Annotated in this window: 13 protein-coding genes and 1 riboswitch; of the genes, 1 reads left to right on the top strand and 12 read right to left on the bottom strand. The window is 67.6% G+C overall.

Going from position 1 to position 16805, the window contains the following annotated elements:
- Nucleotides 1–131: 131 nt before the first annotated feature.
- The 12 genes from J2X01_RS02280 to purU form a co-directional block, all read right to left on the bottom strand.
- Nucleotides 132–626, bottom strand: coding sequence for a mucin-associated surface protein (locus tag J2X01_RS02280; protein ID WP_310050261.1), 495 nt, complete (start codon nucleotides 624–626; stop codon nucleotides 132–134).
- A complete protein-coding gene (locus J2X01_RS02285; protein ID WP_374724928.1) occupies nucleotides 623–1804 on the bottom strand; it encodes a serine/threonine-protein kinase in 1182 nt (393 codons plus the stop codon). Before J2X01_RS02285 ends, J2X01_RS02280 begins: the two co-directional genes overlap by 4 nt.
- Nucleotides 1805–4258: 2454 nt before the next feature.
- Complete coding sequence (locus tag J2X01_RS02290) at nucleotides 4259–5329, bottom strand: Gfo/Idh/MocA family protein (protein ID WP_310050266.1); 1071 nt, start codon at nucleotides 5327–5329, stop codon at nucleotides 4259–4261.
- 136 nt (nucleotides 5330–5465) lie between these two features.
- A complete protein-coding gene (locus J2X01_RS02295) occupies nucleotides 5466–6173 on the bottom strand; it encodes an ABC transporter ATP-binding protein (protein WP_310050270.1) in 708 nt (235 codons plus the stop codon).
- Nucleotides 6174–6175: 2 nt separating this feature from the next.
- Nucleotides 6176–7585, bottom strand: coding sequence for an ABC transporter permease (locus J2X01_RS02300; RefSeq protein WP_310050274.1), 1410 nt, complete (start codon nucleotides 7583–7585; stop codon nucleotides 6176–6178).
- Nucleotides 7586–7778: 193 nt separating this feature from the next.
- Nucleotides 7779–8894 (bottom strand): substrate-binding domain-containing protein, encoded by a 1116-nt coding sequence (locus J2X01_RS02305; protein ID WP_310050276.1) that lies wholly within the window; start codon nucleotides 8892–8894, stop codon nucleotides 7779–7781.
- 64 nt (nucleotides 8895–8958) lie between these two features.
- Nucleotides 8959–10227 carry a multiple monosaccharide ABC transporter permease gene (mmsB, locus tag J2X01_RS02310; protein WP_310050277.1) on the bottom strand — a complete coding sequence of 423 codons (1269 nt, stop codon included), beginning with the start codon at nucleotides 10225–10227 and terminating at the stop codon, nucleotides 8959–8961.
- A 49-nt stretch (nucleotides 10228–10276) separates the two neighbouring features.
- A complete protein-coding gene (gene mmsA / locus J2X01_RS02315) occupies nucleotides 10277–11833 on the bottom strand; it encodes a multiple monosaccharide ABC transporter ATP-binding protein (RefSeq protein WP_310050278.1) in 1557 nt (518 codons plus the stop codon).
- Nucleotides 11834–11963: 130 nt separating this feature from the next.
- Nucleotides 11964–13154 (bottom strand): ROK family transcriptional regulator, encoded by a 1191-nt coding sequence (locus tag J2X01_RS02320; RefSeq protein WP_310050279.1) that lies wholly within the window; start codon nucleotides 13152–13154, stop codon nucleotides 11964–11966.
- A gap of 129 nt (nucleotides 13155–13283) precedes the next feature.
- Entirely contained in the window at nucleotides 13284–13802 is a 519-nt protein-coding gene (locus J2X01_RS02325) for a gamma carbonic anhydrase family protein (RefSeq protein WP_310050282.1), read from the bottom strand.
- Nucleotides 13803–13899: 97 nt separating this feature from the next.
- Complete coding sequence (locus tag J2X01_RS02330) at nucleotides 13900–14304, bottom strand: class I SAM-dependent methyltransferase (protein WP_310050284.1); 405 nt, start codon at nucleotides 14302–14304, stop codon at nucleotides 13900–13902.
- Between the two features lie 21 nt (nucleotides 14305–14325).
- A complete protein-coding gene (gene purU / locus J2X01_RS02335) occupies nucleotides 14326–15186 on the bottom strand; it encodes a formyltetrahydrofolate deformylase (protein WP_310050287.1) in 861 nt (286 codons plus the stop codon).
- Nucleotides 15187–15245: 59 nt separating this feature from the next.
- A riboswitch (ZMP/ZTP riboswitch) is annotated at nucleotides 15246–15331 on the top strand.
- Between the two features lie 170 nt (nucleotides 15332–15501).
- Here purU and glyA point away from each other — a divergent pair.
- Nucleotides 15502–16803, top strand: coding sequence for a serine hydroxymethyltransferase (gene glyA, locus J2X01_RS02340; protein WP_310050290.1), 1302 nt, complete (start codon nucleotides 15502–15504; stop codon nucleotides 16801–16803).
- Nucleotides 16804–16805 lie beyond the last annotated feature (2 nt).

Here is a 16805-nt window from a genome sequence, read left to right on the forward strand (position 1 = left end):
TTGCCAGTGCAACACAAACGCCCCGCCTCCCGAAAGGGGGCGGGGCGTTTTTGTTGTTCTGGCGACGGCGCCACCGGCGCCCGTGCCGCCGCCGTCAACCCGGCCGCGCCGGGCCGGATCACTCGACGACGTCAGCCGTTGCCCTTGCCTTTGCCGTTTGCCTTGCCATTGTTGGCCGGCGGCGCGGGCGCAACGATGGCGGGCGGGGGAGCCGACGCGGCGGCTGCGGCCGCCGCTTGCGCTGCCAATTCCTGTTCAGCGGCGACCCGGGCGGCTTCGGCAGCGGCTTGCCGGGCGCTGAGATCCGCACGAACGGCGTCAACGGACGCCCGGATGCTCTGGTGCCTTTTGAACGACACCTCGCCGCGGGCCGCCGCCTCATCCAAATTCAGCACGAGCTCGTCGAGGCGCTGCAGTGATGCAGCCGGATCATCGGCGGCCGCCGCCTCGGTCACGGCAAGGACCTGCGCTTGAAGTTGCCGGGCGGCATCGCGGTCCAGCTCCGGAGCCGCCGCGCAGCCCGCCAGGGTGCCGGTAAGCAGGGCCGTGCCGAGGAGCCAGCCGGCGAGGATCGCACGGGAGCCACCGGGCCGGGCTCCGGAGGCCTGGAGGGTTGTCAGGTTCATGGTTCCACCCGCTTCTGCAGCTCCTGCAGGTGCTGCCCTAGCTCGCCCGGCACAGCCGGATAGGGTACGACGTCGGGAGGTCCAGGGGCTGCAAGTGCGACGGCGGCAGCGACGGTACCGGCCGCGACCGCCATGAGCACGAGGGTCAGCAGGATCTGGCTGCGGCGGCGGGCCCGACGGAAGCGGGTGGCGGTCCGGGACAGGACGGAGCCGTGTTGCGGCGGGGAGGTGCTGACCGCGTCCGGGTCCAGCACGCGCAGGGTCCGCGTCCCGGCGATGTTGCCGCCACCGTCCGTGGGGGCAACGGTGCCGAGGCCCGCACCAGGCCCGGCCTGGGACAGCCCAGGGGGCCGGCCCGGCGGGGCGGGCAGCACCCGGGTGCGCTCTTCGGCGAGCAGACCGGGGAGGGACCCGGGGGAGACCAGGGCTTGACGCAGCGACCTTTCGAGGTCCGCGGCGGAGGGGCGGTCCAGCGGGTCCAGGGCTGTCATGGACCGGATCAGTTGGGCCCATTCGGCGGGCACGGAATCGGGGATGGCCGGGGCCCGGTGCAGTCTGGCGACGGCGGATTCCACGGCGCTGCCGGGGTACTCGATCTCGCCTTTGATGCATTCGAGCAGGACCAGCCCGAGCGAGTAAATGTCGCTGGCCGGACCCAGATCGGCGCCCCGGGACTGTTCCGGGCTCAAATACGCGGCGGTACCCACCATGGTGCCGGTGGCAGTCAGCCGGGCCCCGTCCATCATGCGGGCGATCCCGAAATCGGTGAGTTTAGGCCGCAGCGGCTCGCCGGGCCGGACCGGAACGAGCAGGATGTTGGCCGGCTTGATGTCGCGGTGGATGATGCCGAGCGAGTGCACATAGGCCAGGGCGTCCGACACGCCGGCGCCGATGACCGCGATTTCATCCAGCGGCAGCGGGCTGTGCCGGATCCTGGTGCGGAGGTCTTGCCCGTCCACCAGCTCCATGGTCAGGAACGGCCGGGGTTCGTCGAGAATGCGGGTGTCCGTGCCGGCGTCGAAGAGTGTCACCAGGCTCGGATGGTTCAAGGTGGCGAGCAGTTCAATTTCGGTTTCCTGACGCCTGAGTTCGTCCGGATCGGCGGACTGCGGTGCGAAGAGCTTGAGGGCCACGTCGCGGCCGAGGTTCAGGTCCCTGGCGCTATAGACGGACGCCATGCCGCCTCGGCCGATCACTTCCCCGAGCCGGTAGCGGCTGCTCAGGAGCTCGCCGGTGCAGCTATCGGTTGAACTGCTGTCCACGCTGGTCCCCGTCCTTCCCCGTGCGCCGCGGCGGTGCACCTGAAGAATGATACCGGGACGGGTATCGGCTCCGCGCACGGCGGCCGCGGACCGACGGCCGCCGTGCGGGTGGATGCTGCCGCATCCTGCGATGCCGTTGAGTCCCCCAGCGGACCCAACGACGGAATGCCTTGCCGGAGCCGGTGGCCGTTGAGTCCCCCAACGGACCCAACGACGGAAAGCCTTTCCGGAGCCTGTGGCCGTTGAGTCCCCCAGCGGACCCAACGACGGAAAGCCTTGCCGGAGCCGGTGGCCGTTGGATCCCCCAGCGGACCCAACGACGGAAAGCCTTGCCGGAGCCGGGCCGTTGGATCCCCCAGCGGACCCAACGACGGCGCGCTCCGGCCGCACGAGACCTTGGCAGCGGCGGCGCGCCCTAGGGCGGGCGTGCCTCAAAGGGCGGGGAGGGTTTCCTGCGCGCCGGCAGTCGGGCGGGGCGGGCCGGTGGAGGCGTCAGGACCGTGGTGGGGGAGACGACAGCGGAAAGAGGGTTGCCGGCATTAGGGCAGTGGACGGTGGCGTCCATCGGGGATCTCCTGAATGACTGTTGGCGGGCGCTCAAGGCAGCCCGATTGGCCGTGCTCTGTGGAGGGCAGAGACGGCTAACTAGTCAGGAGATGAACCGGGGTCAGCGGCGACGGCTGAGTGTACGTGCTGAAGCGGGCCACGGATTGGTTCCGCGCCGGCTGTGGGCATGACCAGGTACTGGCTGGGAAGCCAGGCGGCCGCACTTCCGGTGCCACCGGACGAGAGCGTATTTCCGGACCCGGAGCCCGGAGCAGCGGGCAGCGCGTTGGGAGCGGGCAGACCTGTCCCATTGGGGAAGGGGCTCGGATGGTCTTTGCCGCTGGGTGCTGGCGGTGCGGTGCCGCCCGGGGCGGAGCCTTCCGGGGGCGCGCTGCCATTCTGGTGCCCGTCCCCTGTCAGGCGAAGAGCTGCGTCCTGGGGCGCGAGGTACAAGGCGCTTCGGAAGACTACAGTGCCGGGCGCCGGCGTGGCCACCGGCACCGCGGACAGGGCTTTGTCTTTGGCCTGGCAATCTGCGGCGACGACCGGGTCCGGGGGAACCGGCGCAGCGAGCACCACTTTAAGGGGGGCCAAGTCTGGAACCGTCGGATCAACGGGCCCAGCCGGCACCTGGTGCCCAACCGGCGAGGGGGCCGTTACTACGGGGTCGGCAGGCGTAGGAGCCGGGAGGGCTGGATCCGTGACGGGCTTCGTGGGATCGGCACCTGGCCGCTTTACAGGTTTGGTGGGATCGGAACCTGGCTGCTTTACAGGTTTGGTGGGATCGGAACCTGGCTGCTTTACAAGTTTGGTGGGATCGGAACCTGGCTGCTTTATGGGCTTGGTGGGATCGGCACCTGGGTCGGCGACGGGCGTGGTCGGATCGGAGCCTGGCTGCTTTACGGGCTTGGTGGGATCGGCACCTGGGTCGGCGACAGGCTTGGTGGGATCGGAGCCTGGCTGCTTTACGGGCTTGCTGGGATTGGCACCTGGGTGTTTGACGGGCTTGGTGCGGTCGGCGCCGGGGTGTTTGACGGGCTTGGTGGGATCGGAACCTGGACCGGCGACGGGCTTGGTGCGGTCTGCGCCGGGGTGTTTGACGGACTTGCCGGGACCCACTGCGGGGCTGGTCACGGGAGTCTTTGGCTTGGGAACTGCAACGGGCGTGGCGGGATCCGGTGCGGGGCTGGGGTACGTAATGTCCGGGTCCAGAACCGGCGAGGGCGCGGGGCGGCCGGAACCAGTTGGCGTCGGTATCAGGGCCGGCGCCGGGGCGGTGACCGGCGCGGGCGCGGGAACCGCGGCAGGCGGGGTTGGTTCGGGGGCGGGTGCCGGAGCCGGCGCGGGAACAGCGGGGGCGGGCGGCAGTGCCGGGGGCGCGGGGGTATTAGGCGGCGGGGCTGGTTCGGCGCTGGGGGGCGGGACTGGAACAGCTGCCCGTTGCGTTACCCCGGTCACCGGCAGGGCGACGACAGCGCCTTCCTCGACCGCCGAGGCAGCCGGCGCTGGAACTGCTGTTGCCGGTACGGTTCCCGCAGGAACTGTCGCGATCGCTGCGACCGTGCCGTCAGCCGTCGGGGTGGGAGTGGCGGTGTCGTCAGCACCGGCAACCGCCGCGGAGAGCGCCAACCAGACAATCCCGGAGACGCCGCCCAGAATCAACCGCCGGAGCGCGCGGCGCGCGCGCAACCGGGCTGATCCTGGGTCCACGCGCACACCCCATTTCCCCGAACGCTCGATGGTTGCCTATAGGGTAAGTCCGCGCGCGGGGGCGAGTCCAGAGTGTGCCGTAAACTTGGCCCGTTCAGCCGCCTAAAACCGCCCTCACCGGACGTCGTTCGGGTAGCTCACGCCCAGCTGGGCACGCACCCCGTCGAACAGCCTCATGGTGTTCAGGGAGTCCTCGAGCGGCATCACGGGGCTCTCGGTGAGTCCTTGCTGGATGCAGCGGGTCACCTCGCGCAGTTCGTAGCTGTAGCCCCGTCCGACGACGTCGAAAGTTTCGCTGCGGGGCTCGTCGAAGCCGGCCCGGACCAGGAGTTCCTTAGGGTTGTTGATCGACCCGATGGACTGCAGGAACCCCTCGCTGCCGGCCACGGTGGCGGTCCGGGGGCCGTGCGCCAGCAGGGATGAGGTCAGCTGGGCCTGGGCGCCGTGGTGGTAGCCGAGCGTCAGCGCGTTCTGGGCGTCCACGCCGTCGTCGTTCAGCCAGCCGGTGGCACTGACAGTCTGCGGGAAGCCCAAGGTGCCGAGGGCCCAGAGCAGCGGGTACACGGTGAGGTCCAGCAGGGCGCCGCCGCCATCCTTCGGCGCCCAGAGGCGCGAGGCGGGTGAATACGGCGCCGGAAAGCCCAGGTCCGCTCCTACCCACTTGACCTCCCCGATCTCGCCGGAGCCGGCGATCTTGAAGGCCCGCTGCATGCTGGGCAGGAAGCGGCTCCACATGGCCTCCATCAGGAACAGGCCGTTGGCCCGCGCCAGGGACACCAGTTCGGCGGCTTCCCGCGCATTGACGGTAAATGACTTTTCGCAGAGCACGTGCTTGCCGGCGGTCAGGGCCGCCAGGGCGATTTCATGGTGGTGGGCGTGCGGGGTGGCGACGTACACGACGTCGACCGCGTCGTTGGCGAGCAGCCTTTCATAGCCGGTCTGCCCGTTCTGGTCCCCGTAGGACCGGGCGAAGCCGAAATCGGCGGCGAAGGCATCCGCCGCCGCCTGGCTGCGGGAACTGACGGCGTAAAGTTCGGCGTCGGCCAGGAGTTCCAGATCGCGGGTCACCGCTGCGGCGATGCCTCCCGTAGCGATAACGCCCCAGCGCAGCCTGGCGCCGGTAGCAGTGCGGGGATCGGGGTCCGGCTGGCTGAATAACCAGGGCGCGGCGATGTGTGCGGTCATGGAGTCATCCTCTCACCCGGGCGGGGCGGTCCCGGAGGTGCACGCCGAACGCCGGACGGGCGGCGGGGATAGGACCGCGGAAGCTGGGGGCCGGTTGAGGGGGAGCCCCGGCTTCCGCGGCGTCTGTGGGGATCCGCTAGGCGGGGGATCCTGCCGTGACCCGGGCGCGCGCCGTCTCTTCAGTCAGCCTGCCCTGCTGCAGCCGAAACCGCCGGTCGGTCTTGTTGGCCAGCGAGCGGTCATGCGTGACCACGAGGATGGTCGTGTTGTGGTCCCGGCTCAGCGAACTGAGGAGCTCAATGATGTGCTCGCCCGTCTGTTCGTCCAGGTTGCCGGTGGGCTCGTCCGCGAGGATCAGCTTCGGGGAGTTGGAAAGCGCGCGGGCGATCGCCACCCGCTGCTGCTCGCCGCCGGAGAGCCGGTTGATACGCCGCACATGCTTGTCCGGATCGAGCTGAACCTGCTTCAGCAACTCCCGGGCACGCTCCAGCCGGGCAGCCTTCCGGATCCCCGCAAACTCCATCGGCAGCATCACGTTGTCCACGGCGGAGAGGTTGGGGATCAGGTTGAACTGCTGGAACACGAAGCCGATGTCGCGCCGGCGGTAGTGGGTGAGTTTGCTGTCCGGCATGCCGGCCAGGCTCACGCCGTTGACGAGGACATCACCGCTGGTGGGCTTGTCGAGGGCGCCGAGGAGGGACAAAAGGGTGCTCTTGCCGCTGCCGCTTTTGCCCACGATCGAGGCCAGGGTGCCCTGCTCGAGCTCGAAGCTGACATCGTTGACCGGCTTGATGGTGCGGTCGCCGGATTTGAACGTGCGGACGAGGTTCTTGACTTCGATCATGGCTACTCTCCTCGGAGGACTTCGATGGGACGGATGCGGGCGGTGAGGAGGGCCGGGACCAGCGCGCCGATGATGGCGACACCAAACACCGCGGCAATCCCGGCGGCGATCACGCCAGGGGAGGCGCTCGCGGTCACGGACGTCAGCAGCTGGCTGGCCCCGCCGAGGGGGTTCCCGCCGGGAGCGCCGCCGGGAAAGCCCGGGCCTCCGCGCTGGCCGGCAACGGTCGTGGCGGTGGCGGTGGCCGTGTTGGAGCTGATCAGCGTGGACGCAATGCTGCCGCTGGCGAAGGACGCGACGGCGGCTCCCACCACACTGCCCAGGGCCACGAGGACGAGGGCCTCCAGCACGAACTGCAGCCCGATGGTGCGGTTCGGCGCGCCGATCGCCTTCAGCACACCGATTTCGCGGCGGCGCTCGCGGACCAGCATGACCATGATCAGCAGGATGATCAGGCCCGCGGTGGCCAGCGCCGCCACGAAGGCAATAAAGGAGATGTTCTTGACGCTGCCGAGCGAGCTGACCGCGGTTTCAAGGTTGCGCTGGCCCTGGCTGACATCGGCGCTGCCGGTGCCGAGCGCGTTCTGCAGCGCCGTCTTGGCGGCGTCGACGTTCTCCATGGAATTGACCGTGACGATCATGGTGGACAGTTCCCCGGGCAGTTCCGCGAGCGTCTGAGCCGCGGGGAGCGTGAGGTACAGGGCGTTGTTGCCGAAGGCGGTGCCGGCGTCGAACAGGCCCGCCACGGTGAAGCTCTGATCGTTGATGGTGAACGTCGAGCCGACGGCCAGGCCGTTCTTCTCGGCCAGGGTGGTGCCCAGCAGGGCGCCGGTGGACGCGGCCGTGTAGTCGCCCAGGCCCGTGCCCTGGGTCAGTTCCAGGGCCTTGCCGGTGGTGTCCACCTCGGCGCCGATCCCGGTGGCCGTGATTGGCACGGAGAACGCCGGTGCCGGTGCGGCGGTGCCGGAGGCCCCGGTGCTGCCGTCCGCGGCCTGGTTGCGGGCGCCGAGCGTGCCGGCGTCGACGGCGGCCGTGAGGCTGGTGGTCACGGCGGTGGCCGACTGCCCGCCGGGACCGCCGGCCCCGGCCTGGGCGGCGGCAGCATCGGCGTTGCGCAGCCGGAGGGCCTTGGTGCCGACGACGGTGCTCACATTGGGCACGGCGGCCGCCGTCGCGGCCTGGTCAGCGGTCAGCGGCTCGCCGCCGCCCTCGAAGCCCTGCCCGCCGGCGGGGTTGACCGTGAGCACCGTGCCCACCGAGGCGTTCAGTTCCGCGACCTTCCCGGCGACAGCCTGATTGGCCACCAGCATGGCCAGCGCGAGACCGATGGCAACCGCCAGCACGGCCACCACGGCCGCTGTTCGGACCTTGTTTCTGAAGGCGTTGCCTACACTGCGGGCAAGGACGCTCACGTGACTCCTAGGGATCTCAGGCCGGCCGGAAGGGCCGGCGGCTGATCCCACACTGGTACGGGCCGCTGTGCGGATCGCAGTCCGGAGCTATGGATCCGCTGTGAAAGGGGCACCCGGGCAGATGGGCAGCAAAAAGCCCCGGTTCCGCGACGAGGCGGAACCGGGGCCCTTTGGGATGGCGTTCAGACAGGAACTACTGCTTGGTGATCGGTCCGAGTACCGGATCGTTGACGTAGGCCGTGTGGACGTTGGCCTGGGTCACGATGACCGGCTCCAGCAGGTACGCGGGAACAACCTTGACCGAGTTGTTGTAGGACTTGTCGTCGTTGATCTCGGGCTTCTTACCAGCCTGGATGTCGTTGACCATGACGATCGAGTGCTCAACCAGCGCGCGGGTGTCCTTGTTGATGGTGGAGTACTGCTCGCCCGCCATGATGGACTTGACGGACTCAACCTCGGAGTCCTGGCCCGTGACCACCGGAATCGGCTTGCCGGCGGCCTTGACGGAGGTAATGATTGCCCGGGCCAGCGTGTCGTTCGGGGACAGTACGCCGTCAAGCGGGGCGGTGGCGTAGGTGCCGGCGAGCAGCGTGTCCATGCGCTTCTGGGCGTTTTCTGCCTTCCAGCCCTGGGTAACGGCCTGCTCGAAGGTGGTCTGGCCGGAGAGGACCTTCAGGGTGCCGTCATCCATCTTCGGCTTCAGGACGCTCATGGCGCCGTCGAAGAAGACCTTCGCGTTGGCGTCATCCGGGGATCCGGCGAAGAGTTCGATGTTGTACGGACCCTCCGGCTTCTTGGCCTTCATGCCTTCCAGCAGCGCCTGGCCCTGGAGTTCACCGACCTTGAAGTTGTCGTAGGCCACGTAGTAGTCCACGTTCTCGGTGTTCAGGAGCAGACGGTCATACGCGATGATCGTGGCGCCGGCCTCCTTGGCCTGCTGGAGCTGGGTACCCAGCTGCGCACCGTCGATGGCGCCGACGATGATGACCTTGGCGCCCTTCGTGATCATGGCGCTGATCTGGTTCTGCTGCTCCGAAACGCCGCCGTTGGCGAACTGCACATCCGGCTTGAAGCCGGCAGCCGTGAGGCCGTCGTTGAACAGCTGTTCCGCCAGGACCCAGTTTTCCGAGGTCTTCTGCGGGAGCGCGACGCCGATCGTGGAGCCCTTCGGGAAAGCTTCCCCGCCGGTGGTGGAACCTCCGGTCGTCCCGCTGTCGGTGCGGCCGCAGGCTGTCAGCGCCAGTGCTGCAATAGCAGCGATTGCTGCTGCCTTGCCTGCTGCCTTTCCTGCTTTACGAAACATTCGCATTGCTTGGTTCACTTTCTTTAGATGGGTTCAGGAAACTCGGTGAAAATGAGTACAGCTGAGCGGATCAGATGCCCCTTGAGATGACCTCTTTGGTTTGGGTGGTTTCGTCGGCCTTGATTTCGCTGCTGCGGCCGAAGTTCTTCATCAGCATGCCGATGACGGATTTCTTGCCCTGGTTCTTGTTGTAGACGTCGAACGCGACGGCGATCAGGAGCACCAGGCCCTTGATGATCTGGGTCAGGTCGGCACCAACGCCGAGGAGCTGCAGGCCGTTGTTCAGCACGGCCATCACCAGGCCACCGACGATCGAGCCGATCACGGTGCCGACACCGCCGGTCACGGCGGCGCCACCGATGAAGACGGCCGCAATGGCGTCCAGTTCCCAGCCGACGCCGTCGAAGGGGCCGGACGCGGTGGAACGGCCGACGAAGATCATGCCGGCGAGGCCGGCCAGGACGGACATGTTCATCATGACCAGGAAGTTGACCTTCTTGGACTGGACGCCGGAAAGCTCGGCGGCGTGCCGGTTGCCGCCGACCGCGTAGATGTGGCGGCCGATGACGGTCTTGGAGGCGATGAAGCCGTAAATGATCACGAGCGCTGCCAGGATCAGGCCCGGAATCGGGAAGGAAGTGCCCGGCCGGCCGGTGGCGAAGAGGTAGGTCGCGTAAAGGATGGCGCCGCAGATGAGGACCAGCTTGATGATGCTGACCCAGGCTTCGGGCACCTCGGCGCCGAGGGCCTTGGCGTTCCGGCGGGAGCGGATCTCGCTGAAGACCACGAAGGCGACGGCGAGCAGGCCCAGCAGCACGGTGAGGTTGTTGTACCCGGTGTCTGGCCCGATCTCGGGCAGGTAGCCGGAACCGATCTTCTGGAAGTCCGAGGGCACCGGGATGGTGTTGGATTTACCGACATACTGGTTGGCGCCGCGGAAGATGAGCATGCCGGAAAGGGTGACAATGAAGGCCGGGATACCGACGTAGGCCACCCAGAATCCCTGCCAGGCCCCGATCAGGACGCCCAGCCCCAGACCCATCAGGATGCCGATATACCAAGGCATTCCCCAGTCACGGATGAAAAGGGCCACGCAGACGCCCACGAACGCCGCAACCGAGCCAACTGAGAGGTCGATGTGGCCGGCAATGATCACCAGGACCATGCCGATGGCAAGAATCAGGATGTAGGAGTTGCCGTTGAAGAGGTTGATGACGTTGCCGGGGGTGAGCGTCCGCCCGTCGGTGGCAATCTGGAAGAAGATGATCAGGGCCACCAGGGCGAAGATCATGCCGAATTGGCGGGTGTTGCCGCCAAAGAGCTTCTTGAGCGCGTTCATTGTTTCAGTCCTTGTTTCCGGAGTGTAAGGAGTGGATGGCCCCAGCGGGTCAGGCGGTCTTGCGGGCGGAGGTCATAAGTTTCATGAGGCTTTCCTGACTGGCTTCGTCCTTGTTGAGCACGCCGGTGATGGCGCCTTCGAAGATGGTGTAGATGCGGTCCGAAAGGCCCAGCAGCTCGGGCAGTTCCGAGGAGATCACGATGACGCCCTTGCCCTGGTTGGCCAGCTGCTGGATGATGCCGTAAATCTCGTACTTGGCGCCGACGTCGATCCCTCGCGTGGGTTCGTCCAGGATCAGCAGCTCAGGGTCGGTGAACATCCACTTTGCCAGCACCACCTTTTGCTGGTTGCCGCCGGAAAGTTTGGCGACACCCTCCTCCACGGACGGCGCCTTGGTCCGCAGCGATTTGCGGTACTGCTCGGCGACCGTGAAGACCTTGTTCGCGTCAATCACGTTGTGTTTGCTGACTTTGCGCAGGTTGGCCGAGACCGTGGTTGCTTTGATGTCGTCCAGCAGGTTCAGCCCCAGGGACTTGCGGTCCTCCGTGACGTAGCCCAGTCCGGCATCGATCGCCTGCCTGACGCTCTTGAGCTCGACCTCCTTGCCGTCCAGATGGATCTGGCCGGAGAGGAAACGGCCATAGGACCGGCCAAAGACGGAGCGGGCCAGCTCGGTGCGTCCAGCGCCCATCAGCCCGGCGAAGCCGACGATCTCGCCGCGCCGGACAAAGAAATTGGAGTTCTTGCAGACCATGCGGTCCTGGACCTGCGGGTGGCCCACATTCCAGTTCTTGACCTCGAAGAAGACCTCGCCGATCTTCGGCTCGTGCTCCGGGAAGCGGGACTCCAGGGTCCGGCCCACCATGCCCTTGATAATGCGGTCCTCATCGACGCCGTCGTCCCTGACGTTGAGGGTCTCGATCGACTTGCCGTCGCGGATGATCGTGATCTCATCCGCGATCTGCTCGATCTCGTTCAGCTTGTGCGAAATGATGATCGAGGTGATGCCGCGGCCCTTCAGGCCCAGCATCAGATCCAGCAGGTGCTGGGAGTCGGATTCGTTCAGGGCCGCGGTGGGCTCGTCCAGGATCAGGAGCTTCACCGACTTGTTCAGCGCCTTGGCGATTTCGACGAGCTGCTGCTTGCCGACGCCGATTTCCTTGATCGGGGTTTCCGGGTCCTCCCGGAGCCCGACCCGTGCCAGCAGTTCGGTGGAGCGGGTCCGCGCCTCGGCCCAGTCGATCACCCCGCGCTTGGTGGGCTCGTTGCCGAGGAAGATGTTCTCCATGATGGACAGTTCGGGGATCAGCGCTAGTTCCTGGTGGATGATCACGATGCCGGCGTGTTCGCTGGCCCTGATGTCCTTGAATTCCTGGACTTCGGCCTGGTAGACGATGTCCCCGGTGTACGTGCCGAAGGGGTAGACCCCGGAGAGCACCTTCATGAGGGTGGACTTGCCGGCGCCGTTCTCACCGCAAATCGCGTGGATCTCTCCGACCTTCACCCGCAGGTTTACCTCGGACAAGGCTTTAACGCCGGGAAACTCTTTGGTGATGGAGCGCATCTCAAGAATTATCGGATCGCTGTGCGTGTTGAGGGACGTCATCTGCCCTTACGCCTCCAATGCATGACTTCGTTGTCCGCCCCTGCAAACCGCAGGGCCGTCTGATGGAAAAGTAAACTTGATCACAGCGTTGTCGTCAAGTCTTTAACGCAACGGGCCGATAACGAATAACTCAGTTCCGCCGGATTCCGGCGTGCTGGAAGACCAGGGCAGTCGCTCCGAGGGCCTCGGCGCGGTTCCCCAGGGAGGACATCGTGAGGGTCGTCGTCTCGCCGATCACCGGCACCGCGTGCCGGATGAGGCCGCGCCGGATCGGGTCCAGCAGCAGCTCTCCCAGTCCCGCCAGCGGCCCGCCCACCACGATCACTTCGGGGTTGATCAGGTTGGCCACATTGCCGAGGGCGCGGCCGACGGCGAGTCCGGCGTCGTCCACCACGCGCAGGGTCGCGGAGTCCCGGGCGAGGGCCTTGCGGACGATGTCCTCCGGAGCGAGCGGCTTGTCCTCGCCGCGGCCCAGGAGTTCGATCATGGTGGTGGTGGAAGCGATGGTTTCCAGGCAGCCGCGGTTGCCGCAGCGGCAGACCAGGCCGTGCTCATGGATGGTCGCGTGGCCGATTTCGCCGGTGATTCCCACGTTGCCGTAGTAGGGCATCCCGTTCAGGATCAGCCCGGCGCCGATGCCGGATCCGATCTTGAGGAACATCAGGTTGCTGATGCCGTTGTGCGGCCCCCAGGTGACCTCCGACAGGGCGCCCAGATTGGCGTCGTTGTCCAGGAAAACCGGGAGATCGAGGGCTTCCTCGAGGCGCTGCAGGATGTTGATGCCCACCCACTCGGGCAGGATGGCGCCCTGCGCCACGGTTCCGGTGCGCCGGTCGATGGGGCCCGGGATGCCGACGCCGGCTCCGACGACGGCGCTGCGTTCCACGCCGCTGCCGGCCAGGAGCCGGTCCAGCAGCCCGACGGCGGCGCTGATGCCCTCTTCGGCGTGGTGGCCCAGGGGGAGCAGGACCGATTCCTCGGCGATGACGTGGTAGCTCAGGGAGGCGAGGACAACGCGCAGGTGCCGGCGGCCGAAGTCAATGCCGACGGCGACGGCCCCATTGCTGTTGAGCCGGACGTTCAGCGCCCGCCGGCCGGAGCTGGTGATCGGTTCGGTCGAGGCAAGCCCGGCGTCCTGCATGATCTTCACGATGTTCGAGACTGTGGCCGTGGAGAGGCCGGTCTGCCGGGCGAGTTCCGCCTGCGTGGAGGGCCCGGCGAGCAGGCATTCAATGATCCGCTGCTGGTTCAGGTGCCGGAGGGCGGACTGCGACCCGGGGTTTTTGGTTCGGCTCCTCGTTGAGCGCGTTGGTGAGGGCATGCTATGAAGGTTGCCGCATCCGCGTCTTGTAGTCAAGAAGTTAACGCAATAAACCGGCCAGGTGTCGGCCCTGCGCCGGCGGGACGCGTCCGGCGCCGCCGTCGGGCGCCGGAGACGTCCCCGCGGACGTCAGGCGTGCAGTTCGCGGTGGGCGCGTGCCAGTTCCTGGTAGTGCGCCGCGTTCTGCTGGACGCCCGCGAACTCCTCGTCGCTGAGTTCGCGCCGGACCTTGGCCGGGACACCGGCAACGAGCGAGCGCGGCGGGACCACAGTTCCTTCCAGCACCACGGCGCCGGCGGCGATGAGGGAGCCGGCCCCGATCACCGCGCCGTTGAGGATGGTGGCGCTCATCCCGATCAGGCAGTCATCCTCGACCGTGCAGCCGTGCACAACGGCGCTGTGGCCGACGCTGACCCGGTCGCCCACGGTGCACGGAAAGCCTGGGTCCGCGTGCAGCACCACGTTGTCCTGCAGGTTGCTGCCGGCACCCACGGAGATCGCGGCAGTATCGGCCCGGACGGACACGCCGTAGAAGGCGCTGGAGTTCTCGGCGAGCGTTGCCTTGCCGATCACGGAGGCGGTCGGTGCGATGAAGGCGGATTCGTGGACGGCCGGAGTGTCGCCGGCGAATGCGTAAATGGGAGCCATGCCCCCAGCCTAGGACACATCCCCGGCCCGTTGCCCTATCACTTGTGGTCGTTCCCAGCGCTGGGAACAACCACAAGTGATAGCGCAACGGGGGTTTTCAGGCGGGGGAGCGGAATACGGTGAAGGCGTCGGGGAGGTCGGCTTCCGGCAGTACGACGGCGATCGGGGCACCGGGCGCCGCCACCCTCCCGAGTTCGCGGACGACGTCGTCCCATTCCTCCGGCGGCAGTCCCGCCAGGGCGTCCACCGCCCACACGGACGGGAACGCCGAGTCGGCGAACGGCAGCGAACCGGCTGCGGCGACGGAGGCCTCCAGGCCCCGCGCCCGGGCGGCGTGGATGTTTTCCTCGGACTGGTCCACGCCGGTGAAATGGATGCCGGCCTGGACAAAGCGCAGTCCGTCCGTGCCCTGGCCGCAGTCAAGGCCGAGCACGCCCCTGCGTCCCTCGGACTTGAGCAGGGCCACGAAAAGGGTCAGCGGGTCTTCCCCGGAAAGTGCCATACTCCTATTCAATGACCGGCGTCAGTTGAATACAACCGTCCGGTTCCCGTCCAGCAGGACCCGGTGCTCGGCATGCCACTGCACCGCCTGGGCCAGGGTGCGGCCCTCCACGTCGCGGCCCATCTGGACGAACTGCTCGGCCGTGCGCCGGTGGTCCACCCGGATGACTTCCTGCTCGATGATCGGCCCCTCGTCCAGCGCGGCCGTCACGTAGTGCGCGGTCGCGCCGATGAGCTTCACGCCTCGGGCGTGGGCCTGGTGGTAGGGCTTGGCGCCTTTGAAGGACGGCAGGAAGGAGTGGTGGATGTTGATGGCCTTGCCGGTCAGCTCCTGGCACAGTTCGTTGGAGATGATCTGCATGTAGCGTGCCAGCACCGTCAGCTCGACGTCGTGCTCGGCCATCAGCGCGCGGAGCTCGTCTTCGGCCTGGACCTTGGTGTCCGGGGTGACCGGGATGTGGTGGAAGGGGATGCCGTAGAACTCGGCCAGGCCGGCCAGGTCCCGGTGGTTGGACACGATGGCCGGGATCTCGATCGGCAGGGTGCCGGAGCGCTGCAGGAACAGCAGGTCATTGAGGCAGTGCGCGGAGGTGCTGGCCATCAGCAGCGTCCGGACCTTCCGGCCGGCCGGGTTGAGGCTCCACTCCATGCCGAAGGCCCGGGCCACCGGCTCCAGGGCGGCCCGGAGGCCGGCGGGGGAGGCCGCCGTCGTGGCCTCGACGCGCATAAAGAACGTCCCGGTGTTCTGGCTGCCGTACTGCTGCGAGTCCGTAATGTTGCAGCCGGCCACGAGCAGGGCGCCCGCGACGGCGTGCACGATTCCGGGGCGGTCCGGGCAGGAGAAAGTCAGAATATAGGAGGCAGTCAGCTGGTCGTCAGTCACCCAGACAGCCTACCCGCGGGTAGGCGCCGGCTGGGGCGCTGCCGCGGTCTGGGGTAGTCTGGATCCGTCGCAACTGGCGTTGGGTGGCTAACCACCAGGGAGCGGCATTCACGAAGACCACGGATCGTACGCCTGGGCCGAGGGTCACGTTTGTCCGGTTGGCAGCGCCCCGCTGCCGGCCCGCAGCGGCACCCCGCCAGGGGTGCCGGTCCCTTTGCCACGCCCGCCTTTCCGGGGCCGTAATTTAGGGACGCCGCGCGGGCCAGCCGGTAACCTGACCTTAAGCAGTGCCCGTTGCCTAGCCAGGAGTTCCCCGTGACCACCTCTCTTAGCCTTTCTTCCGCCGCCGTGAGCAACCAGCCGCTGGCCGAGCTTGACCCCGAAATCGCCGCCGTCCTCGCCCAGGAGCTGGGCCGCCAGCGCGGCACCCTGGAAATGATTGCGTCCGAAAATTTCGCCCCCCGCGCCGTGATGGAGGCCCAGGGCTCGGTCCTGACCAACAAGTACGCCGAGGGTTACCCGGGCCGCCGCTACTACGGCGGCTGCGAATACGTCGACATCGCCGAGCAGCTCGCGATCGACCGGGTCAAGGCGCTCTTCGGCGCCGAGTACGCCAACGTCCAGCCGCACTCCGGCGCCCAGGCCAACGCCGCGGCACTCTCCGCGATGATCACCCCGGGGGACAAGATCCTCGGCCTGTCCCTGGCCCACGGCGGCCACCTGACCCACGGCATGAAGCTCAACTTCTCCGGCAAGCTCTACAACGTCGCCGCGTACCAGGTCGAGGAGGACAACTTCCGCATCGACATGGACAAGCTCCGCGCGCAGGCCATCGCCGAGAAGCCCCAGGTCATCATCGCCGGCTGGTCCGCCTACCCGCGGCACCTGGACTTCGCGGCCTTCCGTTCGATCGCCGACGAGGTCGGCGCGCTGCTCTGGACGGACATGGCGCACTTCGCCGGCCTCGTGGCCGCCGGACTGCACCCCAGCCCGGTCCCGCACTCCGACGTCGTCACCTCCACCGTGCACAAGACCCTCGCCGGACCCCGCTCCGGTGTGATCCTGGCCAAGCAGGAGTGGGCCAGGAAGATCAACTCCAACGTCTTCCCGGGCCAGCAGGGCGGACCGCTGATGCACGTCATCGCCGCCAAGGCGGTGGCCTTCAAGATCGCCGGCACGGAGGAATTCAAGGAACGCCAGGAGCGCGTCCTGGAAGGCGCCCGGATCATCGCCGACCGCCTGAACCAGGCCGATGTCTCCGCCGCCGGCGTCTCCGTCCTCACCGGCGGCACCGACGTGCACCTGGTCCTGGTGGACCTGCGCAACTCCCAGCTCGACGGCCAGCAGGCGGAAGACCTCCTGCACTCGGTGGGCATCACGGTCAACCGCAACGCCGTGCCCTTCGACCCGCGCCCGCCGATGGTCACCTCCGGGCTGCGCATTGGCACCCCGGCGCTGGCGACCCGCGGCTTCGGCGCGGCGGAGTTCACCGAGGTCGCCGAGATCATCGCGACCGCGCTGAAGTCCGGCGCCGCGACGGACATCGAGGCGCTCCAGTCCCGGGTGGACAAGCTCGCCGCGGACTTCCCGCTGTACCCGCAGCACGAGCAGTGGTAGTC

Source organism: Arthrobacter ginsengisoli, assembly GCF_031456935.1.
Lineage (GTDB): Bacteria > Actinomycetota > Actinomycetes > Actinomycetales > Micrococcaceae > Arthrobacter > Arthrobacter ginsengisoli.

Bases quoted from the DNA above. Each gene is read 5' to 3' on its own strand.
- J2X01_RS02280 (WP_310050261.1), bottom strand. From the start codon at position 626: ATGAACCTGACAACCCTCCAGGCCTCCGGAGCCCGGCCCGGTGGCTCC.
- J2X01_RS02285 (WP_374724928.1), bottom strand. From the start codon at position 1,804: ATGGCGTCCGTCTATAGCGCCAGGGACCTGAACCTCGGCCGCGACGTG.
- J2X01_RS02290 (WP_310050266.1), bottom strand. From the start codon at position 5,329: ATGACCGCACACATCGCCGCGCCCTGGTTATTCAGCCAGCCGGACCCC.
- J2X01_RS02295 (WP_310050270.1), bottom strand. From the start codon at position 6,173: ATGATCGAAGTCAAGAACCTCGTCCGCACGTTCAAATCCGGCGACCGC.
- J2X01_RS02305 (WP_310050276.1), bottom strand. From the start codon at position 8,894: ATGCGAATGTTTCGTAAAGCAGGAAAGGCAGCAGGCAAGGCAGCAGCA.
- mmsB (WP_310050277.1), bottom strand. From the start codon at position 10,227: ATGAACGCGCTCAAGAAGCTCTTTGGCGGCAACACCCGCCAATTCGGC.
- mmsA (WP_310050278.1), bottom strand. From the start codon at position 11,833: ATGACGTCCCTCAACACGCACAGCGATCCGATAATTCTTGAGATGCGC.
- J2X01_RS02320 (WP_310050279.1), bottom strand. From the start codon at position 13,154: ATGCCCTCACCAACGCGCTCAACGAGGAGCCGAACCAAAAACCCCGGG.
- J2X01_RS02325 (WP_310050282.1), bottom strand. From the start codon at position 13,802: ATGGCTCCCATTTACGCATTCGCCGGCGACACTCCGGCCGTCCACGAA.
- J2X01_RS02330 (WP_310050284.1), bottom strand. From the start codon at position 14,304: ATGGCACTTTCCGGGGAAGACCCGCTGACCCTTTTCGTGGCCCTGCTC.